Origin of the sequence: Pseudonocardia sp. NPDC049154 (genome assembly GCF_040648315.1) — a bacterium.
In the GTDB taxonomy this organism is placed as follows: domain Bacteria; phylum Actinomycetota; class Actinomycetes; order Mycobacteriales; family Pseudonocardiaceae; genus Pseudonocardia.
The window spans coordinates 1-23,593 of the sequence record NZ_JBEZDN010000016.1; the positions used below are offsets into that span (position 1 = coordinate 1).

The 23,593-nt window shown below is 71.1% G+C and carries 25 protein-coding genes; 4 read left to right on the forward strand and 21 right to left on the reverse strand.

Annotation, left to right across the window (positions count from 1 at the left end; translation table 11 throughout):
* Positions 1–181: 181 nt before the first annotated feature.
* From AB0B41_RS11255 to AB0B41_RS11290, 8 genes are all read right to left on the reverse strand, one after another.
* A complete protein-coding gene (locus AB0B41_RS11255) occupies positions 182–850 on the reverse strand; it encodes an MBL fold metallo-hydrolase (protein ID WP_358201612.1) in 669 nt (222 codons plus the stop codon).
* Positions 851–1,712: 862 nt separating this feature from the next.
* Positions 1,713–2,615, reverse strand: a complete 903-nt coding sequence (locus AB0B41_RS11260) for an alpha/beta hydrolase (protein WP_358201614.1) — start codon at positions 2,613–2,615, stop codon at positions 1,713–1,715.
* A gap of 82 nt (positions 2,616–2,697) precedes the next feature.
* Positions 2,698–3,447, reverse strand: coding sequence for an SDR family oxidoreductase (locus AB0B41_RS11265; protein WP_358201617.1), 750 nt, complete (start codon positions 3,445–3,447; stop codon positions 2,698–2,700).
* 923 nt (positions 3,448–4,370) lie between these two features.
* Positions 4,371–4,718, reverse strand: a complete 348-nt coding sequence (locus AB0B41_RS11270) for a hypothetical protein (protein ID WP_358201619.1) — start codon at positions 4,716–4,718, stop codon at positions 4,371–4,373.
* Between the two features lie 49 nt (positions 4,719–4,767).
* Positions 4,768–5,154, reverse strand: a complete 387-nt coding sequence (locus tag AB0B41_RS11275) for a DUF4267 domain-containing protein (RefSeq protein ID WP_358201621.1) — start codon at positions 5,152–5,154, stop codon at positions 4,768–4,770.
* A gap of 64 nt (positions 5,155–5,218) precedes the next feature.
* Positions 5,219–5,392: a hypothetical protein gene (locus tag AB0B41_RS11280; RefSeq protein WP_358201624.1), complete on the reverse strand. Its 174-nt coding sequence runs from the start codon at positions 5,390–5,392 to the stop codon at positions 5,219–5,221.
* Positions 5,393–5,399: 7 nt separating this feature from the next.
* Positions 5,400–5,678 (reverse strand): DUF2795 domain-containing protein, encoded by a 279-nt coding sequence (locus tag AB0B41_RS11285; protein WP_358201626.1) that lies wholly within the window; start codon positions 5,676–5,678, stop codon positions 5,400–5,402.
* A 722-nt stretch (positions 5,679–6,400) separates the two neighbouring features.
* Positions 6,401–6,598, reverse strand: a complete 198-nt coding sequence (locus AB0B41_RS11290) for a hypothetical protein (RefSeq protein ID WP_358201629.1) — start codon at positions 6,596–6,598, stop codon at positions 6,401–6,403.
* A gap of 140 nt (positions 6,599–6,738) precedes the next feature.
* Here AB0B41_RS11290 and AB0B41_RS11295 point away from each other — a divergent pair, with 140 nt between their 5' ends.
* Complete coding sequence (locus tag AB0B41_RS11295; RefSeq protein ID WP_358201630.1) at positions 6,739–8,268, forward strand: CYTH and CHAD domain-containing protein; 1,530 nt, start codon at positions 6,739–6,741, stop codon at positions 8,266–8,268.
* 391 nt (positions 8,269–8,659) lie between these two features.
* Here AB0B41_RS11295 and AB0B41_RS11300 read toward each other — a convergent pair whose 3' ends face one another.
* Complete coding sequence (locus AB0B41_RS11300; RefSeq protein WP_358201632.1) at positions 8,660–9,322, reverse strand: universal stress protein; 663 nt, start codon at positions 9,320–9,322, stop codon at positions 8,660–8,662.
* A gap of 338 nt (positions 9,323–9,660) precedes the next feature.
* Here AB0B41_RS11300 and AB0B41_RS11305 point away from each other — a divergent pair, with 338 nt between their 5' ends.
* From AB0B41_RS11305 to AB0B41_RS11315, 3 genes are all read left to right on the forward strand, one after another.
* Positions 9,661–9,837, forward strand: coding sequence for a hypothetical protein (locus AB0B41_RS11305; protein WP_358201634.1), 177 nt, complete (start codon positions 9,661–9,663; stop codon positions 9,835–9,837).
* Positions 9,838–10,139: 302 nt separating this feature from the next.
* A complete protein-coding gene (locus AB0B41_RS11310; protein ID WP_358201637.1) occupies positions 10,140–10,565 on the forward strand; it encodes a hypothetical protein in 426 nt (141 codons plus the stop codon).
* Positions 10,566–10,569: 4 nt separating this feature from the next.
* Positions 10,570–10,938 carry a hypothetical protein gene (locus AB0B41_RS11315; protein ID WP_358201639.1) on the forward strand — a complete coding sequence of 123 codons (369 nt, stop codon included), beginning with the start codon at positions 10,570–10,572 and terminating at the stop codon, positions 10,936–10,938.
* 104 nt (positions 10,939–11,042) lie between these two features.
* Here AB0B41_RS11315 and AB0B41_RS11320 read toward each other — a convergent pair whose 3' ends face one another.
* The 12 genes from AB0B41_RS11320 to AB0B41_RS11375 all read right to left on the reverse strand — a co-directional run bounded on the left by AB0B41_RS11320 (position 11,043) and on the right by AB0B41_RS11375 (position 23,540).
* Positions 11,043–11,420 carry a hypothetical protein gene (locus AB0B41_RS11320; RefSeq protein WP_358201641.1) on the reverse strand — a complete coding sequence of 126 codons (378 nt, stop codon included), beginning with the start codon at positions 11,418–11,420 and terminating at the stop codon, positions 11,043–11,045.
* A 299-nt stretch (positions 11,421–11,719) separates the two neighbouring features.
* Entirely contained in the window at positions 11,720–12,163 is a 444-nt protein-coding gene (locus AB0B41_RS11325) for a hypothetical protein (protein ID WP_358201643.1), read from the reverse strand.
* A gap of 270 nt (positions 12,164–12,433) precedes the next feature.
* Positions 12,434–13,132, reverse strand: coding sequence for a DUF308 domain-containing protein (locus AB0B41_RS11330; RefSeq protein ID WP_358201645.1), 699 nt, complete (start codon positions 13,130–13,132; stop codon positions 12,434–12,436).
* A gap of 98 nt (positions 13,133–13,230) precedes the next feature.
* Positions 13,231–13,662, reverse strand: coding sequence for a hypothetical protein (locus AB0B41_RS11335; protein WP_358201647.1), 432 nt, complete (start codon positions 13,660–13,662; stop codon positions 13,231–13,233).
* Between the two features lie 141 nt (positions 13,663–13,803).
* Entirely contained in the window at positions 13,804–15,003 is a 1,200-nt protein-coding gene (locus AB0B41_RS11340) for an acyl-CoA dehydrogenase family protein (protein WP_358201649.1), read from the reverse strand.
* Positions 15,000–15,851 carry a poly(3-hydroxyalkanoate) depolymerase gene (gene phaZ, locus AB0B41_RS11345; protein WP_358201651.1) on the reverse strand — a complete coding sequence of 284 codons (852 nt, stop codon included), beginning with the start codon at positions 15,849–15,851 and terminating at the stop codon, positions 15,000–15,002. The genes AB0B41_RS11340 and phaZ overlap by 4 nt, the downstream gene beginning before the upstream one ends.
* On the reverse strand, positions 15,848–17,551 hold the full coding sequence (locus tag AB0B41_RS11350; RefSeq protein WP_358201653.1) for an alpha/beta fold hydrolase: 1,704 nt from the start codon (positions 17,549–17,551) through the stop codon (positions 15,848–15,850). Before AB0B41_RS11350 ends, phaZ begins: the two co-directional genes overlap by 4 nt.
* The gene (locus AB0B41_RS11355; RefSeq protein ID WP_358201656.1) at positions 17,548–19,185 is read right to left on the reverse strand and encodes a bifunctional 3-(3-hydroxy-phenyl)propionate/3-hydroxycinnamic acid hydroxylase; all 1,638 of its coding nucleotides are present in this window, start codon (positions 19,183–19,185) and stop codon (positions 17,548–17,550) included. The genes AB0B41_RS11350 and AB0B41_RS11355 overlap by 4 nt, the downstream gene beginning before the upstream one ends.
* Positions 19,182–19,535, reverse strand: coding sequence for a DoxX family protein (locus AB0B41_RS11360; RefSeq protein ID WP_358201658.1), 354 nt, complete (start codon positions 19,533–19,535; stop codon positions 19,182–19,184). The genes AB0B41_RS11355 and AB0B41_RS11360 overlap by 4 nt, the downstream gene beginning before the upstream one ends.
* Positions 19,532–21,472, reverse strand: a complete 1,941-nt coding sequence (locus AB0B41_RS11365; protein ID WP_358201660.1) for an acyl-CoA synthetase — start codon at positions 21,470–21,472, stop codon at positions 19,532–19,534. The genes AB0B41_RS11360 and AB0B41_RS11365 overlap by 4 nt, the downstream gene beginning before the upstream one ends.
* The gene (locus tag AB0B41_RS11370) at positions 21,469–22,407 is read right to left on the reverse strand and encodes a fumarylacetoacetate hydrolase family protein (RefSeq protein ID WP_358201662.1); all 939 of its coding nucleotides are present in this window, start codon (positions 22,405–22,407) and stop codon (positions 21,469–21,471) included. The genes AB0B41_RS11365 and AB0B41_RS11370 overlap by 4 nt, the downstream gene beginning before the upstream one ends.
* The gene (locus AB0B41_RS11375; RefSeq protein ID WP_358201664.1) at positions 22,404–23,540 is read right to left on the reverse strand and encodes a VOC family protein; all 1,137 of its coding nucleotides are present in this window, start codon (positions 23,538–23,540) and stop codon (positions 22,404–22,406) included. The genes AB0B41_RS11370 and AB0B41_RS11375 overlap by 4 nt, the downstream gene beginning before the upstream one ends.
* Positions 23,541–23,593: the final 53 nt, after the last annotated feature.

The following is a 23,593-nucleotide window of genomic DNA, read 5'->3' on the forward strand; positions in this document are numbered from 1 at the left end:
GAACTCCGGCGGGTGAGGAGCGGGCACGAACGACATCCTTCCCGGCGGACGAGGTCCGCCTCAGAGGAGGTGTCCGGCCTCAGGGGCCAAGCTCAGTTGGGGTAGGGCCGATGTTGCCGGTCGCCCCCTCGACCACTACTGGTCGTACCTCGAGCGACAGGCGCCTACGGGGCGTTCGCGGTTAGTCCGTGAACTGGGTGGATGCCGCCAGGAACAGGGTGTAGCGGTTTCCGTAGGTGGGGTAGCGCGTGAGCATTTCGTCGATTAGGTCGGGCGCGGTGGCGGACTTGGCGGCGAGGTGGTCGAAGTCCTCGATGTGGTGGCGTGACTGGTCGAGTACGCGGGTTGCGTTGTCGTCGGGCGCGTCGGGGTCCTTGTGCCCCACGATGATGGTGGTCGGTTCGAGGGCGGCGACGGCGTCGAGGGAGGCGAGCCATGCCTGCCGTGACTGTGGCGTCGAGTTCCACAGCCACATGTGGATGTTGTTGTAGGCGATGTCGCCGGAGCAGATGGTGTGCAGCTCTGGTGCGTGCACGATCGTGGTGAGCGCGCCGTCGGCCGTGCCGATCGTGCGGAACAGTACGGGGTGTCCTTCCAGGTCGAGTTCCTGGGAGTCGGCCAGGACAGGTGTGGTGGGGGACTGGGGGAACTGGCCGGCGAACCAGGAGTTCCAGAGCGTCATGGCCTGAGGGGTGATCTGGGTACGGGCTTCGTCGACGACCTGTTGATCGCCGGCTACCAGCGCCGCGCCGGGGAAGGCGTCGAGCAGCGGACCGGCGCCGAAGAAGTGGTCGCCGTGCCCGTGGGTGACGAGGCTGCCCGGAGGTACTTGCCGGAGTTGCGGACCCATGTCGTCAGCCGCTGTCCCTCGCTGCTGGTCATCAGGGCGTCGACGAGGAGGGCGTCGCGGTCACCGGAGATCAGCGTCGATGTGCTGGCCGGCCAGGTGGCCGGCGTGCTGTCGTCCCATCCCGGTCCGCCGGGAATCGGCTTGTACCCGCTGATGAACACGTCGAGCGACAACGAAGTGGCCATTCCTGCCTCCCTGGCTTGATCTGCTTCCCGGCGGTCGTCGACGGCACCGACGGCGTCCTTCGCGATCTGCCCTCCCGCACTGCCGGCTCGGGGCCGCGGTCACACCTTTCGCGTTGTGCGGTTCAGACACCTCGGGTGCTGCGGTCGCCCGCCGGGATGGTGGCCAGCTGGCGGTGATGCCGGCGGCAAGGTTGGGGTGAACGGGCAGGGTCGCCGCACTCGGCCCGCGCGGCCTCCTCCCACGCGGGTGAGCCGACGAACGGTGAGGTTCTCGCCCCGGACTTGTCCTGGACCCGTCTGCTCCATGCCAGGCGCATCGGTCCCGTCCTGTGCGTGACGGTGGCGCAGCGGTTCCGATCCGGCCGCGTGTTCCTATGACCCGCCCCTGCTCGAGGTAGCGGTCCGCCACCGCGTCGACGGCCTTCGCGCACCCCAGCCCGCCCGTTTGCAGCTCGCCGGCCCGGGTCCGACAGGCTCGAGGCCCCTCGTGGTGAGGCCCTCCCACTTCTCGACCGGTTCGCCCGGCTCGACCGGGCGGCTCCTCGGACACCCCGGAAAAGCGGCATCCGCGATTGAGCTGTGACCTCCCGCAGCTGAGCGCGCTGGGGCGTCCGGATCGGCCGGTGGTGGCGTCCGCGCGAGCGGAGAGGGCGTCACCGGTCAGCGTGATCGACTCGCTACGCTTGTCCGCCTTCACCGGGTCCGGTGGTAGGTCTGGGCGAAAAGAACTCGATCAGCAGCTGTGTGACGCGTTCGGGGGCGTCGTGGTGCACCCAGTGCGAGGCGTCGGGCAGGTACTCGACGCGGTCGAGGTTGGGCACGTCGTCGCGGCTCGGCTCGGCCAGTTCCGGGCCCAGATAGCGATCGCGCTGCCCCCAGACGACCAGAGTGGGGGCCTTCACCGGGCGGAGCGCCGCTTCGGCCCGCTTGGGCGAGGTGCGCACCGAGGCACGGTAGTAGTTGAGCATCGCGGTTGCTGCACCCGGCTGCGACCACGCCTCGACGTAGCGGTCGATCTCCTCCGGGGTGAGGGCCGGGCTGGTGTCGCGCAGGAAGTGCCGGAAGAACCGCCAGCGGTCGGCGTGCACGATGGCCTCGGGCAGTTCCGGGAGATCGAAGAAGAAGAAGTACCAGGACCTCCGGAGTTGGCCCGGATGGTGCAGGCCCTCCAGGAGCCGCCTCGGATGGGCCGCGTTGAGGATGGCCAGCCGGTCCACGACCTCGGGGTGGTACATCGCGGTGGCCCACGCGACAGTTCCGCCCCAGTCGTGGCCGGCCAGCAGTGCGGTCTGAGCGCCTCGTTCGTGGATGAGGCCGCGGATGTCGGCGGCCAGTGGCTCGGTCTCGTAGGCGGCGACCCCGGCCGGCCGCGACGAGAGGTTGTAGCCGCGCATGTCGGGTGCGACGACGCGGAATCCCGCCCTCGCGAGCGGTTCGATCTGGTGTCGCCAGCCGTACCAGAAGTCGGGGAAACCGTGCAGCACAACGACGAGCGGCCCCTGGCCGGCCTCGACGTAGTGCAACCGTACGTCGCCGATCTCGGCGTAGCCCTCACGAAGGTGGCCGGGTTCGTCCAGCATGATCGCTCCTCTGCGGCCGCGCTCGCTTGCCTCTGGCTCGGCCCACGCAGCCGTGAGGTGCCGACGCGGCTCGTGCCCTGTGTCAGGTGACGAATTGTTGTCCGCCGTCGATGTCGTAGGTGGCGCCGGTCAACGCCGTGTTGGTCATGATGTGCACGGCGAGCGCGGCGACGTCGGCGGGACCGACGACCCTCCCGATCGGGAGCGTCACGCGCAGCTCGGCGCGGCGCTCGTCGAGTCGATCTCCCAGCAAGGAGGCCGACAACGGCGTGTCGACGAAGCCGGCCGCGAGCAGGTTGACCCGGATCGGGGCGAGCTCGAGCGCAAGGGTGGCGACGAACGGCGGCAGGGCGGCGGTCGCCGCCGCCACGATCCCGAGCCGGTGATCGACACGTCGGCCGCCGGTGCCGCCCATGAACAGCAGGGTGCCGCCCGGTCGCATCTTCGGCGCGGCGTTGCGCGCGACCTCGAGGTCCAGCGCGACATGATGGCCGAGGGCCTCGAGTATCTCCGCCCGCTTCATCCCCAGCAAGGGCCCGTACCGCGGACCGCCTGCGGTGACCAGGACATGGTCGATCGGCCCGGGCAGGTCTTGGAAGAACCGCTCCAGCGCCGCTGGATCGTCGGCGTCGAAGGCCGCGGTGCGGTGCGCACCGACCTCCACCGCCGCATCTCGCAGCCGCTCGGCATGGCGGCCGGTGAGCACGACCTCGGCACCCTCGGCCCGCGCCCGTCGGGCGGTCTCGAGCCCGATCCCCGCGCTGCCGCCGACCAGCACGACGGTCTGCCCCACCAGCTCCGGCGCGCGCGCCGGCTCCCCTGTGGATGTCATCGGTCCTCCCCGCTCGACGAACTCGCCTGCGCGTTCGCCGGCCTGACCGGCCGCGGCGGCGGCGTTCGCGGACCTCGCCGGCCGCCCCGGACACCGCCGAACCGTCCGCGCTCGGCGCACCACCAGCAAGGGCCATCCGTCTCACGCGTCGCGGGACCGTTGCGACTGGTGATGGCACCCCGGGCCAAGACGGGCATCGGGCCAGCGCAGCCCCGAACGGGGCCTGCCGGTGACTGGGCCGCCCGCGCCGGAGAACGGAGGACGGGCCGAAGGCGGCAACCGTGCGCTCACCCGGATACCGGTCCTCGCCGACCGCGGACTTGACGGCCACCCTCTTGCGGGGACTCGGCATGCCGTGGCGCGACAGCGGCCGACGACGGCGAGGGGGCAGATCGTGGACGCCATCGTCGTGACTGTCATGGCCAGCCGCATCGAGGCAGAACGAATCGCCGGGCTGCTGCGCAGCGACCGCCTGTGGGCAGCCGTGTCGGCCGAGGATGCCGGCGGCCCAGGAGCCCAGCTGCAACAGCAGGGGCGTTCGTGTACTCGTCGCCACCTCCGAGACGTACTCGGCCCCGTCGGGTCCTCGGCTGAGGCCGGCGCGCCGGACGCTCCGTAGATGGCAGCGCTGGCCCGGACGACCAGTCCCGCCCCGCGTGGCCGAGCGGTTCACCTGCGTTGGGGCGATGCCGCCGGGGCCAGGGTCGGAGCACTGGGCGCAGCCGGGGGGCCCGTGCGGGTGACGGGGCCTTTCCGATCTTCATAGCGGTAGGAGCGAGCCATGGGAGATGGCCCTGGCCAAGCCCACGCTGCTGCTCGGCATCCACACCAACATGCCGGCGACCGTCCCCGGAGATCTCCAGGGCGCTCCAGATCGGCGGGCCGCCTCCCGCAGGCCTGTCCGCCGAGGAGAGGGCAGGACACTAGTGCTCCGGCGCACTGTCCCCGAGTACTCGGCCGATGGCCGGCAGCGCGTCAGCGGGATTGCGGACCAGGATGATCTTGGCGCCTGGCGCGTGAGCGTGGACAATGTTGAGGATTCGGTTGAACCAGCGTGTTCTCTTCTCAGTCGGCGGGTCCTCAGGATCCTGGCCGTTAATGAAGCCGCCGATCAGCACGCCGTCATAGTCGGCGTCGGTCAACTCCTGGATCAGCCGGCTGTCACCGGCCTCGTCGTCGGTGAGAGCGAAATGGGTGGCCGCCAAGCCAGCGTTCCGCAGGCGTGCCTGGATTGCCGCGGCGTTCTCCGGATGCTTGCCGAAGCCCAGCACCCGCCAGCTCTGTGGCAAGTTTGGTTTTGACATGCCTATTCTCAGCTCGTCATTCAGGTCCGTTGAGCAGGAGCGCGGCGGTGGCCAGCATGATAGCTGCCGTGGTGCCGTGCACCCCATAGGCGGTGACCTTCGAGCCGTTGCGCCGCAGCACGTTGGCCCCATCGCCGATCGGAATGATGCTGGCGGCGATCAGGTACCTCCCCAGAATGTGCGGTTTCCCCGCTCCGAGCAGGACAAATACGACAATGCCTGAAGCGATGTCCCGCACGCCCTTGGCGGCAAGGTAGGGGTCGCTGGCCGGCCCGCTTCGCTCGGTCGGGATGCCGTAACCGGCCGCCGCCGCCTGCGGCGCCGCAAGGAACCGGACGCCGATCCCGATGATACCGGCGCCCAGCAGGCCGGACAGCCCGTAACCGACCTTCGTCAGCACCATGGCACCCCCTCAATCCTCTGTTGGTCTGCGCTTCGCAGGACGCGACCCGACCAGTTAACCCTGATCAGCAACGATCGTCTTCCTCCACGCGCGGCGTCTCCACGGCGGGCCCGCCCTCGTCAATCACCTGGTCACGCAGACTGGCGTCGTCAGCCACCAGGTCGATGAGCGCCAGGAAGACCATCGCCTTGTCGACGTGCCGGTGCAGCTTGCGCCGCGCACGCTTGATCAGATGCACGCGGGACTCATCGCCTGCTCCGGCGCTCCACTGCCCACAGAACCTCGAGCAGGTTGTTGTAGCGACGCTCGGGCAGGGCCTGCAGCTGCTCGACCGAGCGGGCGTCGGCACCGTAGCTGTGTGCCTCCGCGATCAGCTCCCAGCGGTGCGCAGGGAAGCGTTGCCCGGCGAGGATCAGCTGGAGGCGCCGCAGCAGGGCTCGCTCCGGCAGCCCGGCCGGCCCATCATGTGTGGCGTGAGTCACCTTTTTGTGATACAGCAGATCACCTTTCCCGAAGGTGAACATCGGGTGTTGGATGCTGTACTCGCGCGGTGGAAGTGATCTCCCTGATGTGGCCCAGGACGAGGTCACGACCTACTCCGTCCCGGCGGCGGACCGGTCGTACCCCGAGGAGTAGGGAGTGGAGACGGCGGGCCGCGATGATGTCGACCAGTCCTCCGCCGGCGGGACCTGCGAAGGCCGACCAGGGCAGCCCGCTCAGGACGGCGTCGACCGCGTGATGCCGCGGTCGGCCAGGATCGCGGGGAGGTGGGCGGCCGGAGCGGTGACGACGTCGCCCGAGGGAAACCGGTCGGCCAGCACCCTGGCCAGATGGGGGTTGAGGTCGATGGCGATGTGTCGGCCGCGGGGTACCGCGATGTTGCACCGCTCCCGTGAACGCTCCGGTACCGGGGCCGAGCTCCACGACGGTCGGTTCCCCGCTGCTCGGGACCGGCGCGGTTATGGTCGCGGCGAGGGCGGGGGAGCTCGTTGTCACCTTGGCCATCCGCAAAGGGTTGCGGGCGAACTCGCGCAGGACGAGTGCAGTGCTATTCGCGGGCCTGCTTTCTGCCGGCCCGCCGGCGTTCGAGGTCGGGACCCGCGCATGATCGTGCAGCCGGCAGCAGACCGGCGACAACGGCCACTGCTGTGGGGGAGCATCTGAGAAGGGCCGGGCTAACGGTGACCGGCGGTCGACCGGTGTTCTCGGCTGCCTGGGGCGCCTCGCCGACGAGCGCGGCGGGAGATCACCCGGCCCGGTGCACGGACTCCCGGTAGCGCCAGGCCCCGGTGACGTCGGGGAGCTCCTCGACGCGTTTGTAGACGGCGCCGCGACCGGAGGTGGAGTCCGTCCAGAACAGGCTGGGGAGCGGGACGGACATGTAGCCGTACCGGACGACCTGGCCGCGAGCTGGACCGTCCTCGAACCGAACGTTCACCGCCATGCACCGAGTGTGCGCGCGTCGGGACCGGCAAAGCTACGCCTACCTGGCCGAGTCGTGAGGCGGACGTGTCCGCCCCCGCGCTGTGTCCCGCGTCGATGCGGTGCGTTTGTCGCGTCGTCCGCGGCGGGTAACGCTGTTGTATGGGCGGGAAGACGGCGGACCAGGGCGGGACGCGGGAGACCGAGCGGAAGTTCGAGGCTCCGGATCGTCTGGACCTGTCCGATCCGGGGTCGGCGTTCGGACTCGGCGTCGGGCGTCACGACGAGGTCGAGCTGGACGCGACGTACTACGACACGGAGGATCTGCGACTGGCCCGGGCCGGGCTCACGCTGCGGCGGCGGGTCGGTGGCGACGACGCCGGCTGGCACCTGAAGCTGCCGGTCGATGCGGACACCCGGGAGGAGATCCGCCGACCGCTGGGGCAGCAGACCCGTCCGCCGGAGGCGCTGGTCGCCCTGACCAGGGTCTACACTCGTGGGGCCCGCCTGGACCCGGTGGCCAAGCTGGTGACCCGACGCCGGCGCTGGGGGCTGGTCGACCCGCAGGGCGAGGAGCTGGCCGAGCTCGCGGAGGACCGTATGCACGGCATCGCCCTGCACCCGAGTCCGGGCGAGCTGAACTGGCGGGAGCTGGAGGTCGAGCTGACCGGGCCGGCACCGGCAGGCCTGCTCGATTCGATCGAGCAGGAGCTGCGCAGCTATGGTGCGCGGCGCTCGTCGGCGCCGTCCAAGCTGAGCAGGGTCCTCGGTGACCGCCTGCCGGCGAGATCCGGGGGCAGCGATGAGGGCAAGCGGCGCAAGCTCACGAGTGCGCAGGTCGTGCTCGGTTACGTGTCCGAGAAGGTCGACGTGCTGCGCGCGCACGATCCGTTGGTGCGGCTCGAGACCCCGGACGCGGTGCACCGAATGCGGGTCTCGGCCCGCCGCGTGCGAAGCATCCTGCAGGGGTATCGCCGGGTGCTGGATCGCGAGGCCACTCGCGAGCTGGTCGAGGACCTGCGCTGGCTCGGCGGCGAACTGGCGCCGGCCCGCGACGCCGAGGTCACCTCGGCGCGGTTCCAGGAGGCGGTCGACGCCCTGCCTCCCGAGGTCGTACTCGGGCCGGTGTCGGCCGAGCTGACCCGGCGCTTTGCCCGTGAACAGGCCGGCGGGCAGCGCCGGGCGGTGGCGGCCCTCGACAGCGACCGCTACCTGCTCCTGCAGGAGCGTCTCGACGCCCTGCTCAGCGAGCCGCCCACGACGGGGGCGAGGTCCACGTCGTCGAGCCGTGACCTGTCCCGGGCCGTGCGCAAGGCGCATCGGCGCACGGCACGCCGGATGGAGACCGCGGCAGCTGCGGCGCCGGGACACGACCGTGACGGATCCCTGCACGAGGCTCGTAAGGCCGCGAAGCGGCTGCGCTATGTGCTGGAGGCCGCCGAACCCGCCCTCGGCAAGAAGGCCAAACGCCTGCGCAAGCGGGTCAAGGGCGTGCAGTCGATCCTCGGGGACCACCACGACGCCGTCGTCGCGCGGCCGGTGCTGCGCGAGCTGGGCGGCCGGGCCCGGCTCGACGGCGCCAACGGCTTCACCTTCGGCGTCCTGCACGGCCTCGAGCAGGACCGCGCCGACCGGCTGGAGGCCGAGATGGTCTCGGCGTGGGAGCGGGTCACCCTCCCCGCGAAGCTGTAGGGCGACCCGCCGTCACACCGGCAGCAGGAACCACAGGCCGGTCATGGCCGTGGCGATCAGCAGGACCACCGTCAGCAGGGCACCGAGCATCCGGTCGCGCGCCATCCCGCCAGTGTTCGCGCGCCAGGTGAACGGCCGGTGGCTCCACAGGCGGGCCCGCCCCCTCCCAACTTGCCTACGGCAACGCCCGTGCTTGACGTGCGATCGGCTCTCGCAGGCTGGCTCACCGGAGTCGACGACTCTGCTACGCCGGCGGCTGGCCGTATTGATCGGCGACGCGATGGTGGCGCCGGACGACGTTGTCCGGGCGCCTCCTTCGGAGCTCGACTGCACCGAGCCCGTCGGGCTCACGTCGTCAACAAGCGTTGACCTATCATTGACGCTGAATTCGTCAACTGCGGTTGACGCGCGTTGCGCGCCCGCTTGGAATCGACGTCGACGGGCAGGTCGTACGGACCCGGATCGCGCCGAGTTGGACCGGTCGGCCGAGGCACTGGTCTGTCGGGTGACTTCGCTGGTCAGGCTTCTGCAGCGGCCGAGGGGGAGTGGTCTGCGGAGCCGGCTGCGCAGCAGCGGTTGTGGTGACCACCGTGACCGGGCAGGCGGCGTGAAGGACGCAGCCGATCGCGGTGGTGCCGAGAACGAGCTCGCGCACCCCGCTGCGTCGGCGTCCGACGATCAAAAGATCGGCATCGTGCGCAATGCGGACCAGCTCTCTCGCCGGCGAGCCGACAACCGCGGTGACGCCGAGGTGCGAGGGGCGGTCCTGCTCGGGGAGCCCGGCGGCAACGCGATTCACCTGCTGCTCGGCGGCTTGGCGGGCCGAGTCCCGTAACGCGTCGCTCGGCAGCACGAAGTCGGGGAATACGTAACGGGCGTTCGGGTGGTCGGTGACGTCGAGAATGGTCAGCACCAGCAGACGGGCGCGGCGACGGGCCGCCTCGCGGAGTGCGTAGGCCACCGGTACGTCGCAGGCGGGAGTGGTGTCGGTCCCCACCACGACGGTGGACGCCCGATCGGACTGGGTGTCGGTGCTCGGCGGGTTCCTGGACATGAGGGGCTCCTGCCTCCGGGCGTCGTGAGAGCTGCAGCCGACGGCACCCGTCGGGCCCGGGAGGTCGGTGATCGGGACGTGTCGCCTGGAGGGCGTTACCTATGTGGTGAGGATGTGTGTCGGGCCCCGCTGTCGTGAGAGCCCGACCTGCCCGGCCGGGACGGGTCGATGGCCCCGAGATCGTGACGGCGGCTCAGTCATAGCGCGCGCCGTCCTCCGATCGCCCGACAGGCCGTCCCCCCGCGTATCGGGCGTCGGGTCGACGGTCGGGGGGCCGGGATCGGCGGGAGGGTTCTCCCAACAGAAACCACGCCAGCCACTCGAGAAGGGGAATCACGATGACCATCGCAGACACTCTCGCCGTCCCGACCACCCAGGATCAGGACCTTCGCTCCCACGACTGCGACGACGCTCTGCAGGACGTCGAGGCCTCGTCGGGCCTCCGGCTTGTCGCCCGCTGGTCCGGCGACACACGCCCCACCGCCTCCTGGTACGTCGAGCGGCGTCGCCCTTGAACGGACACGATCCAACGTCGCCACCGAGTCCCGCTCCCGGCAACTTCCTGCACGACACCGTCACCCGCGGCGGCACGCTGCTTAGTCGATCAGGCGGGGTTGGGCTCGGTGGTCTCGCTGGTCGAGCCCTCGTTGGGCGCGTTCGACGGTGGCACGGCGTGGGTGGAGGCTGTGGTCGAGCGCGGGATGGTGTCGAGCTGGTCAGCGCGTCGCTGCCGGATCTCGGCGATGCAGTCGTCGACGGTGACTGCGCTCCGCCGGGTCCGGTGGTCCTGTCGGAGTAGCCGAGCAGATCGCCGGTAATGCTGCTGGTCGGTGAACTCGGCGAGCTGGTCGTCCAACCCGAGGATCTGCGCTTTGGCGATGGCGGCGGACTGGAACGCGACGAGTCCGGCGACCCGGAGCGGGAAACCAACGGCGTGGATGCGGCGGGCGCCGTCGAGTGGGTGAAATCCGGGGTCGGCAACGCAGGGGGCGCAGCCGATGTCGTGCAGCCACGCCGAGACGACGGTGTCATCACGGTGCTCGACTACGGCGAGTCAGCGGCATCAGCAGGTGACCGGCCACAGTGCCTCGGCCGGCGAAGGGGAGCCATTCACCTGGCCGCCGGGCGGTGGGCGGAGCGTTACCGCAAGTGGCGGGCGACACCCGGGCGCGGAGCTCGGCAACCGGGTGTGGTGAAGAGTCCGCACGCGACTCGCGCCCGACCGCTTTTCGCCGCACCATAGTCGGATGCTGTTCATCGGGCGCGAAGCAGACGAGGCGACCGACGAGCACGAGGGCTACATCGCCGGCCGCTATCGAAACGGAGCGTTGTCCGACATCTGGACGGATGTGACTCGCTGCGCCCAGGGCACGTTCACCGCGCTGGTCCCCGCCTGTGAATGCGGCTGGCGCGGCCTGCCGCAGCGGCCCGACCGACGAGGGGTGGACCGGTGCTGGAGCGCGTGGTTCACCGAGCACTTCGTGCGGCTCGCGGTCGCCCGGCCGGTGGTCGCCCTGCGCCCGATGGGGCCGGACGACTTCCTCCCGCCGAGCTCCGGACCGTGCGACAGCGAGCGGGAGTTGGTCCGGACCAACGGGGGCGCCGGATCGGCCTAGCCGGTTTCGCCAGTCGGGACCTCGGGCACGGCTGCGGCTGAAGGAGTGCGTTGTCCTGTCCTGGCCCCGAGGATCAGCGGCTCTCACGCGACCTCGACGAGCGATCAGGACAGGCGGCGCGAGGAGGCGCCGAGCGCCTGCGCGGCCTCTGCGAGGCTGGAGTAGCACGGAAGCGCCGAGATCACCGCGCGGTCCTCGCGCGGCAGGACCCCGAACACCGTCTGGTCGCCGGTCAGGGCGAACGACGCCGACGTCCGGCTCGTGTCCCGTCCCGCCTGGATGACGGCTTCCAGGCCGAGGCTCGTCGCCCGATCGACGAGACCGAGGTCGATCACCAGGCACCGGGTGGTCAGGTCACGGCCGGAGCGGATGAGCGTCAGTCGCGCCGCGACGAGCCGTCTCAGGCGGAGACCGGCGTCGGCGTCGAGTTTGCCCTCGATCGAGATGGCGTGGATGCCGGGCTCCACGGTACTGATCACCATTCGAGCGCGACGAGAGCGAGCCACCGCGCCTCCGGGTGAATGGGGGCCCGGACGGCGTGTCCCCCCACCGCCCGGGCCGGTGCCACTGGTGCACCGTCGGCCACCCGCCTCGTCGGCGCCCAGCCCACCCGTGCAGAGCGAAGATCGGTAGGTTCTCGATCGATTTAGTAGTCGAGCGTTCAGCTCGGTGTCGCCTGCTGGAAGCCTTGTCGCGGGCAGCTGCCGCTCACCGGCTGAGCGCGGAGCATCGTCCGTGCGGGTGTTCGTCATGGCGGGGACCCGGGTGTGGCTGAAGGCGGTCAGCGCGGCCCGTGACCGGTGCCGGCGTGCGGGATGCTGTCGCGGATCGCGTCCATGATCCGTTCCAGGTCGCCTCTCGGCAGGCCGGTACCGCTGTGTTGGGAGTCGAGCTGCCGGTGGGCGTAGGCGATGAGGTCGAGTGAGACCGAGTCCGGCTCGCTCGTTCCTGCGATGTGGGTGGCGCGTACGCGCCAGGCGTCGAGCTCGAGTCGGGTGAGGTGGGGGTAGAGGAGCTCGTCGAGGTCCTCGGGGTCGGGGTGCTCGGTGACCCGGGTGAGTTCGGAGTCGAGCTCGTCGAGGCCGGCGTCGAGCGCGGCCCGGTACTCGGACCAGCGCTTCGCGTCGATCGAGGCGCAGCGCTCGTGGATGACGTGGAGCCGCACTCGCAGCGTGTCGAGCGCGATCCGGATCCCCGCGCCGCGCGGACGGGGACCGGAGGTCACGCGCGCAAGGGCGTCGTCCACCTCCGAGAGGCGCTCGTCGCGCATGCCGTGCCGGAGGGCGGTCGTCTTATGGCGTGACGGTAGGCGAGGCCGACAACGAGGAGCCTTCGGTCCGGCCAACGGACGGTGGCCGTTGCGCGTCGTCGATGAGGTCCTGGCGGCGTGTGTCTCGGCTGACCGCGCATACTGCTCCCGGGAATTGCTGACGGACCCGGGGCGGGCGCGGCCGGTCGACCTGCCGCGCTCCGGGTTCGGCACGCGGCCACCGCTCTACGAGCGAAGCTGCGAGTCAGGCTGCGTTCCTGCGCGTGACCGGCGGATTTCGGCCGGAACGGCCTGCGACGCGTCGTCGCCCTCCGACACAAGCTCGCGGGGGCGCGCCTTGCCGAGCCTGCGCAGTTCGAAGGCCAGCATGAGGTCGGAGACTCCACGGAAGATGGCCATGAACCCCACCCAGAGCAGGATGAAGACGGCTCGGCCGGCGAGGTCCCAGGTCCGGTCGGACGTGGAGACCCAGAGGGCGAGCAGCACGAGGAGTCCGCCGGAGACCAGGCCGAGCCACCAGTAGGGGCTTTCGTCGCGCAGCGCGAGGCTTCGGGCGATGTAGAAGACCCCCTGCAGGAACAGCAGCAGGCCCAGCATCGAGGCCAGCGCGAAGAAGGTGTTGACGGGCCGGACGAACGACCACAGCGCACCGAGTAGGAACACCACGCCGAGCGCGTAGTGCAGCACCTTCCAGCCGCCGAGCATGATCGCGCCCAGGCCTGCCTCGGTGACCGCGGCGACCAGGAGGACCACGCCGACGAGGACGCCGACGGTGGCCAGTGAGGTGATGTCGGCGCGCAGCACCAGCCAGGCGATGAGGAACCAGATGATTCCGGCTACGAGGGGCGCCCACCACCAGCGGGCTGCCTCGCGTTTGAGCAGGCGTCCGGCGATGCCGGGTAGCTGCGGGGTGTCCGTGTACATGTTGTGCTTCCTTCTTGTGTCGGACTTGTGCGTCGGACGGAGCGGCCGGGCCCGGCTGAGTCCGGGGCCGCTGTGCTGGGACCGGGCGATGGCAGGGCCTAGCTGCTGGTGGCCTTGGCGCGTTCGTCGGCGTAGGAGCGGGCGTCGATGGCGTCCAGCACGGCCAGGCGTGCGTTGTCGACGGCCCATCCCGCGTAGTCGATGGCGTCGTATGCCGCCTGTTCCGCCAGGACTGCGTCGCCGGCGGCGATGTCGGCGTCGAACTGGGCGTTGCGTGCGTCGATCTTGGCCTTGATGTCATCCCTCTTGGCGGCGGCGTCGGCCTTCATCTGGGCCCATTTGCTGCGTTCACCGGCGTCTGCGGCGCCGGTGTGCTGCTGGGCGTCATGGGCGGCGAGGTCGATGTCGGTCTGGGCCTGGTCGATCCGCTGCCGGAGTTGGTCGCGGGACTCGGTCGCGGCGGTCTCCGCTGCCGCCTTTGCCTCGGTGACGGTCCTCTGCAGGGCGTCGAATTGTGCGGAGTAGTCCATTTTTCCTCCCGATCTAGGTTTCTCTGTGTTCTGTGCGAGCGAAGCGCGTTCCGTCGAAACGCCAAGTGGCCGAAGGATCCGGATCACGAGAGCACTCCGACTTGCTTCGTCCCTGGGTTGTTCGGCCCGGGCAGGTCGGCGTCAGTGGGTGAAGGCGCTGATGCCGGTGATCTCGCGGCCGACGATGAGGGCCTGCATGGTCTCGGTGCCCTCGAAGGTGTGGACGGCCTCGATGTCGGCCATGTGTCGCATGACGTGGAAGTCGAGCAGGATGCCGTTGCCGCCCAGCAGGTCGCGGGCCTCGGCCAGGACGGCGCGGGCCTTGGACGTGTTGTGTAGCTTCGCCAGGCCGGCGAGGGTGTCGGTCAGGGCGCCGGTCTCGGCGAGGCGGGCGATTTGTAGGCAGTACAGCTGCATGGCGGTCAGGTCAGCGAGCATGCGCACCAGGCGCTGCTGGATGATCTGGAAGCGGGCGAGGGGGTGCCCGAACTGGCGGCGGCGCCGGGTGTAGGTCAGGGCGGCGTCGTACCCGGCGAGGGCGTGACCGAGGGCCATCCAGGCGCAGGAGCTGCGGGTGGCGGCGAGTACGCGGCCGGTGTCGGTGAACGAGTCGGCCCCGGGCAGCCGGTCGTGCTCCTCGACGCGGACGCCGTCGAGCGCGATCTCGGCCTGCCAGACCGCCCGTAGCGAGGCCTTGCGTTCGATGCGGCGGGTTTGGAAGCCGGGTGTCCCCTTCTCCACCAGGAACCCCTTGACGCGGCCGTCGGTGGTGTCGCGGGCCCACACCACGACGACGTCGGCGATGGTGCCGTTGCCGATCCATTTCTTGCGGCCGTCGAGGACCCAGGAGTCGCCGTCGCGGCGGGCGGTGGTCTGCAGGGAGACCGAGTCCGAGCCGTGGTCGGGCTCGGTGAGCGCGAAGGCGCCGATCCTGTCCAGCCGGGTCATCGGCGGCAGCCAGCGCTGCTTCTGGTCCTCGGAGCCGAGCTCGGCGATCGACCGCATGGCCAGTCCGGCCTGGACCCCGACGAAGGTGCCGATGCTGCCGTCGCCCCGGCTGAGCTCCATGGTGACGAGACCAGCGGAGAGCGGGTCCATCGAGGGGCAGCCGTAGCCAGTGAGGTCGTCGCCGACCAGGCCGGTCGTGCCGAGCTTCTTGACCAGCAGCCAGGGGAACTCGGCGCGGTCCCAGTAGTCGTTGATCGTCGGGAGCACCTCGTCGTCGACGAACTGCCTCGCGCGGATGAGGTGGTCGAGCTGGGTGTCGGTGAGTTGGTCGCGGAGCTGGAGGTAGTCGGTGGACAGGGCGGTGCCGATGCCTTCCTGCAGGTCGTCGGTCACTGGGTGTCCTCCTTCCGGTCGATGTGAGGTGTGGTGGGTGTGTCGACGAGGAAGTCCTCGATCAGCGGGACGAGGCGGTCGGGCCGGGTGATCAGTTCGAGGTGCCCACCCTGGTAGACGTGTAGTCGGGCGCGCGGGATGAGCGCGGCGAGCAGCCGCCCGTTGATCGTCGGGATCAGGGGGTCGTCGTCGCCGGTGAGGACGAGGGTCGGCTGCCGCAACAGCGGCAGGAACGGGAGGCTGGTCCATCCTGCGGCGGCCAGTAACTGAAACGCATACCCCCGGCGCGAACCGGTGCGGCGGTGGGGGTGCAGGAGCCGGGCGGCGGTGGCCGGGTCTTCGCGGGCCGCGCCGCCGTAGATCTCGGGGGCGACGCGGCGCAGGTAGCCGGGATCGGTGTGGCGGCGCGGGGTCGCCATCCGGGCGAGGACGCGGGGGCCGCCCGGCACCATGACCGTTCCGGTGCCGGTCGCGACCAGCACCAACCTGCGGCAGCGGCCCCGGGCGGTGCGGGCGAACTGTTGCGCCAGCCCACCGCCCCAGGAGACACCGAGGACGTCGACCCGCTCGTGGCCGAGGACGTCGAGCAGCGCGATCATGGTGCGGGCCAGGCAGGGCAGGCGGTAGGGCCGGGCCGGGACGGGTGAACCGCCGGCGCCCGGGGGGTCGAAGCGGATCACCGGGCGGTGCGGGTCGAGCGCGTCGACCAGCGGGTCGAAGGCTTCGAGGCCCGCGCCGATGCCGTTGACGAGCAGCAGCGGCGTGCGGCCGGGGGCGCCCGGGCGAAGGTGGATACGCAGCCGCTGCCCGCCGATCAGCCGGGTGGGACGGGCGTCGTCGCCGTTCATCGGTCGAGGACGTATAACCCGGGCGCGGGGTCCAGCAGCGTGAGCCCGGCGCCGCCGAGCGCGTCCGGTGCGTCCCGGTCCGGCCCGCTGCGCTCGGACAGCCAGGCGAGGTAGTCGGGCCACCAGGAGCCACGGGTCGAGGGCGTTGCCCGCTGCCACGCGGCCGGCTCCTCGTACAGGTCGTCGGAGACCTGGTAGGACGCCTTGGGGTTGCTGGGCGGGTTGACCATGGCGGCGATGTGACCGCTGCTGGACAGCACGAAGCGCATCCGGCCGCCGAACAGCTGGGCGCTGCGGTAGCAGGCCTGCCACGGGGAGATGTGGTCGGCGACGCCGGCGACGACGTAGCCGTCCGTCGTGATCGCCGACAGGTCGACCGGTGCGCCGAGCATGTGCGCCTCTCCGGGGCGCACCAGCGCGTTGCGCAGGCCGAGGTCGAGGAGGTCGCGGTGCAGGGCGGCGGTCATGCGGGTGGTGTCGGCGTTCCAGAACAGGATGTCGAACGGCGCCGGGTCCTTGCCCTGCAGGTAGTTGTGCACCCAGTAGTGCCAGATCAGGTCGTTCGGGCGCAGCCAGGCGAAGACCTCGGCGAGTGCGCGCCCGTCGAGATAGCCGCGCCTCCCGGACACCGCGGTCGCAGCGTCGGCGGTGGTGTCGTCGAGGAACGCGCCGGCGACGCCGGCCCGGGCCTGGTCGAGTACGCACACCGCGAGGGCGAATCCGGCCACCTTGTCGCCCAGCTCGCCGCGGTGCTGCAGAGCGGCCAGCGCCATCGACTGCAGCGTGCCGCCGGAGCAGAAACCCAGGACGGTTCCGGTGTCGGCCCCGGTGACGCTCAGGGCAGCGTCGAGGGCGTCGAGGATCGCCTGCCCGTAGACGTCGGTGCCCCAGTCGCCGTGGCGGGCGTCGGGGTTGCGCCAGGAGATCATGAAGACCTGCTGGCCGCCCTGCACCAGGTACTCCACCAGCGATCGTCCGGGGGCGAGATCGGCGACGTAGTACTTGTTGATCACGGGTGGGACGACGAGCAGCGGACGGGTTCGCACCCTCGGGGTCCGGGGGCTGTACTGGATCAGCTCGAATGCCTCGGTGCGCAGCACGACCGCACCGGGGGTGACCGCAAGGTCGACGCCGACCTTGAAGGCGTCGGGGCGGACCGTCGTCGGCACCCGGGGCGAGGCAGCCAGGTCGGTGACCAGATTGCGCAGGCCTCGGACGACGGAGGCGCCGCGTGAGTCGATGAGCGCCTTCCGCGAGGCCGGGTTGAGGACGGGGTTGTTGCTCGGTGCCAGGGCGGCGACGAGGTTGTCGACGGCGAGCTCGAGGCGGGTGCGGTCGCGCCAGCCGAGGTCGGCGTCGGCGAGCAGACCGCGGACCGTGTCGCCGGTGGCCAGGTAGGTCTGGAGGATCCGCCGCAGCACCGGATCGGTGTGCCACGCCTCGTCGGTGAAGCGCCGGTCCCGTGGCCCGGGAGCGCTCACCGAGCGGTCGAGGGCGATCCGGGCCAGCTCGGCGGGTAGCTCGCGGGCCCGCCGGACGACGGCGTCTGGGCGGCCGGCGAGATCGGCGGCCCAACGCAGGCCCGGCCCGGTCGGCGCAAGAAGTCGTCGCGGGCCGAGTGCCCCCTCGGTCAGCAGCAGGTCCGGTGTCGCGGCAGTCCCGGGTGCGCCGGGGGCCGGGACGGGCCGGTCGGTGATCATGCCTGGGCCTCCGTGGAGCCGGGTGTGGGAGATGCTGGAGTTGCGCACGGCGGTTGCGGCGCCGCCGCGGTCGAGTGGTGAGGAAGCCGGATCGACGCGAGGTCGGCGGCCAGGGCGGCGACGTCGCGGCCGTCGCGTTGGACGGCGCCGTCCGGACGCACGAGCGCGGCGCGGGCCCGGCCGCGCCGCAGCCAGCGGTGCAGGTCGGTGCCGGGTACGGCGATGACGACGACTGCGCCGCGGCGCTCGATCTCGGACTGTTCGGACGGAGTCGGAGCGGTCGTGGTGACCAGGGCGAAACGCCCGGCGGCGAGGTCGTCGAAGCGGCGGGCCCCGTCGGCGAGGGCGTTGGGGCACAACTGTCCGGCCAGCGTCCGACGCCGACGGGACCTGGCGACGAGGGAGGTGCGCCGCAGTGGCGGTGTGCGGCTGTCGAGGACGTGCGCCTTGATTCCGGGGACGCGGTGCAGGCGCGGCGCGACGGCGCGGCGTACCAGTTCGCCGACGCGGCCGCCACCGGTCATGACCGTCCCGATCAGCTTGGCCAGCCGGATCAGGGCGTGGGCGTGCGGCTTACGCTCCGCTTCGTAGGTGTCCAGGACGCGTTCGGGTAGCGCGCCGTGCTGGACGGCGGCGAGTTTCCAGCAGAGGTTGGCCGCGTCCCGCAGCCCCGCACCCATGCCTTGTCCGACGAAGGGCGGCGTGAGGTGGGCGGCGTCGCCGAGCAGGAAGATCCGGCGGTCGCGCCAGCGATCGGCGATCTGCGCCCGGAAGGTGTACTCGGCCACCCGCACGACATGCAGCTGGTCGGGCGGTGTCGCCTTGGTCCAGGGTGCGATGAGCGGATGCAGGCGGGTGATGTCGCGGTAGTCGTCGGCGGTCTCGGTGGGGGCCAGGCGGAACTCCCAGCGGTAGCGGGTGCGCCCGACGCGCATGTAGGTCGCCGCTCGCCGGGTGTCGCAGACCTGGTGCACTCCTTCCCACTCGCCCAGGTCAACTGCGGTGTCGACGTCGACGACGAGCCACCGCTGGTCGAATCCCAGATCCAGCATGTGTGCGTCGATCGCGGCGCGGGCGAGGCTGTTGGCGCCGTCGCAGCCCAGCACGTAGGTGGCGAGCAGCGTTTCGGACGTCCCGCGGAGCCGGTCGGTGACATCGACCCGGACCGGCCCGTCGCCGTCCTGGGTCAGACCTGTGACCTCAGCGCCCCCGCGCAGGGTGACGCACGGATACCGGGCAAGGTTGTCGCGCAGGAGCGCTTCGAGCTCGGGCTGGTCGAACATGTTGGCCTCGGGGTAGCCGTGCCGGCCCCGGTCGGCGCCCCGTGCCAGTTCGGCCAGCACCGTCATGTCCGGCTTGACGAGCCGCAGTCCGTGGCAGGGCCGGGAGATCGCGGCGAACTCATCACGGAGCCCGAGATTCGCCAGGATGCGGTAGACCTCGTCGTCGAGGTGGACGGCGCGGGGTTGCGGGTAGATCGACTCCCACCGGTCGAGGACCAGGCACTCGACGCCGTGCCGGGCGAGCAGCGTCGCAGCGGTCAGTCCGGTGGGGCCGGCGCCGAGGACGACGACCGGGACGGCCGGATGGTTCGTGGTGTTGCTGGTGGTGGTTGCGGTAGTGGTGGTGTTCATGGTCTGGCTCCGAGTAGGACGGCGAGATAGGCGGCGACGAGCAGGGCAGCGACCAGCGCCGGTGCCAGCACGCTTGGGCGGTCGCCGTGGCGCACGTGCGTGACGGCCGCTCCGCAGAGCAGGAGCAGTAGACCGACGGCGGCGAGAGCACCGAGCGACGGCGCGACCGGGCCGAGCGCGACGCCGACGGCACCGGCGATCTCCAGCGTGCCGATCACCCGGTACGCGCCGGTCGAGTAGCCGAGGTGGGCGGCCCGAACGCGCATCGGGGCCACGGCGGCGACCTTCCCCGCGCCGAGCGCGAGGAAGACGACGGCGACGATCGCGGTCAACGCGAGCAGGGCGGTCATGCCGTCGCTCCCCGGTCTGCGCCGACGAGCGGCTCGGGCTGGTCAGGCTCATGGCTCGACCGCAGTTCCCATGGGATGGCGTAACGGCCCAGGACCGCCTCCACCGCGGTCGGGTCGGCCCCCGGCTCGACCACCACGGTGACGATCACGCTGCCGTCCTCGATCCGGGCGGTGATCGCGGCCCGTGGGCTGACCGCGGCGAGCGCCTCCAGGACGGCGCGGCGGGTGGCGTCTGCCCGCAGCGGCAGCTTGTAGGGCTTGCCCACGGCGGTGACCGGGACCGCGTCGAGCACGGTGACGGCCTTGGGCGCGGCGGCCGGCTCGGCGACGCGGTCGCGGGCCCAGCTGCACAGCTCGTCCTCGGCGATCGTCGTCCCGGGTGCGAGGGTCACGTAGGCGACCGGGACCTCCCCGGCGTGCGGATCGGGCCGGCCGACGGCCGCGGCCGCGGTGACCTGGGGGTGGGCAAGCAGTGCGTGCTCGACGACGTTCGGGTCGATGTTGTGGCCGCCCCGGATGATCAGGTCTTTGGCACGGCCGGCGAGGTGGACGAAGCCCTCGCTGTCGACCTGGGCGAGGTCGCCGGTGTCCAGCCAGCCGTCGACCAGCTTGCTGAGCCCGTCCAGGACGTAGCCGTTCTCATCGCGCCCCACGACGTAGCCGGGGAACACCGTCGGGCCGCTGATCGCCAGCACGCCCGTCCGTCCCGGGGCCAGGTCCTCCCAGGTGCCGTCGGCGCCAATGCGGACCGCCTTCATCTGCTGGTAGGGCAGCCGCTGGCCGACGGTGCCCGGGCGGGATGCTCCGGGAAAGGTCCGGGCGCTCGCGCAGGTGGCCTCGGTCAGGCCGTAGCCCTCCATCAGGGTCAGCCCGGTGTGGGCCTGGAATCCGTACCGAACGGCGATGGGCAGCGGGGACGCGCCGACGACGGCGAGGCGCAGGCTGGAGATGTCGGCGTCCACGGGGCACCGGGCCAGCGCTGCATAGACGGTCGGGACTGCGCTCATCGAGGCGATGCGGTAGCGCTGCACGATCCGCCAGAACCGCGCGAACAGGTCGGGGTCGCGGTAGCCCAGCGGCCCGGCCCAGAGCACCTGCTGGCCCTTGAACAGCGGCATCAGGACTGTGACGACGAGAGCGTTGACGTGGAACAGCGGCAGCGCGGCGAACACCGTGGACTCGGCGGTGAACCCGGAGTAGGCGGCCAGCATCCAGGCGTCGGCCACTTCCATCCCGTGGGTGTGAGCGGCCAGTTTCGGCGCGCCGGTGGTGCCACCGGTGTGGAACAGCGCGGCGAGATCGCACGAGCGTGGGACGGTGCCCACGAATTGTGACGAGTCGCGGTGCCGCGCTGCCGCGTCGAGGTAGGCCACCGTGACTCCGGGCAGGACCGGCAACGGCTCCAGGATGGCCGAGGCCGCGGTGGGTCGCACGACCAGCACGGTGTCGAGCGCGCCGGTGCCGGCGAGATGCCGAGCGTTCGTCCATGTGTCAGGGGCCAGCTCGGGCCCGGCGGTGATCAGCAGGCGGGCCCCGGAGCGGCGAAGCAGCTCGCCCAGATGGGTGGGCGACAGCGACGCGTTGAGCGGGGCCGCAATACCGGCCAGCTGCGCGGCGAGCGTTGCGGTGAGCAGCTCCGTGCAGTTCGGGGCCATCAGGGCGACCGCGTCGGCGCGTCGCACGCCGAGGTCGTGCAGCAGGTTGGCGTAGCGGTGCACGTCGGCGAGGAGCTGGGCGAAGGTGCGCCGGTGCGGTTCCTGCCAGCGGTCGGCATCGGGCAGGACGGCGACCGCGGGCCGGTCCGGCCACAGCATGGCGGCGCGGGTCAGCAGCGCGTGAGTGGTTTCGGGCAGGCCGCGTGCCGCCAGCGGCACCGCTTCGATCGCGGCCAGGTCGTTCGGTGCGGCGTAGTCGGGCCACAGGAGCTCGGCGGTCATCGGGTCCACCGCACCGTGGTGCGCTGCCGGCCGAGGTCGATCGTGCCGTCGTCGGTGGCCACGGTGGCCTCGATGACGTCGCCGTCCTGCAGGTACTTCGGGTTCTTCTGCTGCCGATCGAGGAAGAGCTTCCACTTCAGCGCCGGTGGCAGCAGCGAGGCGAGGAACGCGACCGGTGCGGCGGGGGCGGACAGCGCCGTGCCCACGGGGGTGCCGGTGAGCAGGAGGTCGCCGGGGTCGAGGTGCTGGAAACGGGCCAGCGCCTGCAGCGCCTGCAGCGGCGTGTAGATCATGTCCGCGGCAGTCATGTCCTGGCGCGGTTCGCCGTTGACCCACAAGCGCAGCCGCAGGTCGGTGAACCGCTTGAGCTCGTCGCGGTCCAGCAGCACCAGGGCGGGCCCGACAGGGGTGAAGGTCGGGTAGGACTTGGCCTCGTAGAACTGGGTCTGGGGCAGCTGGACGTCGCGGGCGGACACGTCGTTGCCCACCACCAGGCCGGCGATGTGGTCGGCGAGGTTGTCCTCGGTGATCTCGGTGCCGACCGTCATCTCGCGGCCGATGACGAGACCGATCTCGACCTCGTAGTCGAGCAGGTGCACGTGGGCGGGCCGGACGACGTCGGCGTGTGGGCCGCTGATCGATCCCGACGCCTTGCGGAAGAACGTCAGCGGGATCGTGTCCGGGTTCATGCCGGCGTCGGTGACGTGCGAGGCGAAGTTGGTCATCTGGGCGACGACCCGGCAGGGCGCGCTGACCGGCGAGAGCAGGTCGAGGTCCTCGACCGGGACGGTGTCGGTGCGGGCGGTCGCGGCGCTGACGGCATCGGGATCGGCCAGCAGCTGGGCGGTCGTGGTGGCGTCGGTGTCGATGCGGGCGGCGCCGCGTGTCGTCCGGACGTACCAGGCGGTGGCGGTTCGCAGGATTGTCGTGGTCATGACGAGGGCACCTTCAGCAGTCCCATGAGTCGGTGGAGGTCGAACTCGGTGTCGTGGTTGCGCAGGGCGCGGGCGATCGCCCGCAGCTCCCGCAGGGACTCCCGGCCGGGGGTCATGCCGAGGAAGTCCTTGGTCGCCGGCGGGCCCCACTGCGCCAGCCCGGAGGCGGTCATCGGGGCCCATCCGGGCTCGAGGGTGTTGTCGAACAGGTCGCCGTCACTGAAGTGCTCGACGAGGAAGCCGTCCGGGTCACGCCAGTAGTCGAAGACCTGGCTGCCCTGGATGTGCCGGCCGATCCCCCAGGACCGCTGATAGCCGTGCTCGCGCAGGAACTCGCCCCCGGCGGCGAGGGCGTCCAGGTCGGCGACCTGGTAGGCGGAGTGGACGTAGCGGTTGGAGGGGCCGAGCGCCATCGCCAGGGTGTGGTGGTCGGTGGGGATGGCACCGCGGTCGCAGCGGATGAAGCTCATCACCGGCCCGCGTTCGCGCTGGCCGGGGTAGTAGAGGAAGTCGCTGACGATCAGCCCGAGGTGGTGCAGGTACCAGTCGAGCGTCTCGAGGTAACGGTTGGTCTGCAGCACCACGTGCCCCAGCCGCTGCACCGCCGCGGGAGCCCGAGGCGGCCGCTGTGTCGCGTTCACCCGCGTCGCCTCGTGTCCGACGTTGCAGGACAGCGGTTGCTGCGCGGGCAGGCCGGGCAGCTGATGGGTGTCCGCGACCACTCGCACTCGCGCTCCGCTCGGGTCGACCAGATCGACACCGACCCCGCCCAGGGTCTCCGGCAGGGCGGAGACGGTCCGCCCGGTCACCTCGGCGAGCCGCAGGAGATCGCTCCGGTCCGCGGCCTGGAAGGCCGAGCCGATCAGTCGCGACCGGGGGCCCCGCCGGATCAGCACACACGGGGTGCCCGCATCCGAGCCGCGCAGCTGCAGCTCCGAACTGGTTCGTGAGGCGGTGACGAAGCCGAACGCCGCGGCGAACAGCTCGGCGCGCTCCAGGTCCGGCTTCTCGAACTCCAGCCACGCCAGATCGCGGACCTTGATGACCGGGTTCGCCGCTCGACCGGGGTGCTCGCCGGCCAACGCGCCCCGCTCGCTGTGCAGGCCCGTGTGGGGGTCGTGGTGCGTATTCACGTTCGCTCCTCGGGTTCCTCGTAACTGAGGATATACTCAACTATGAGAGTAGC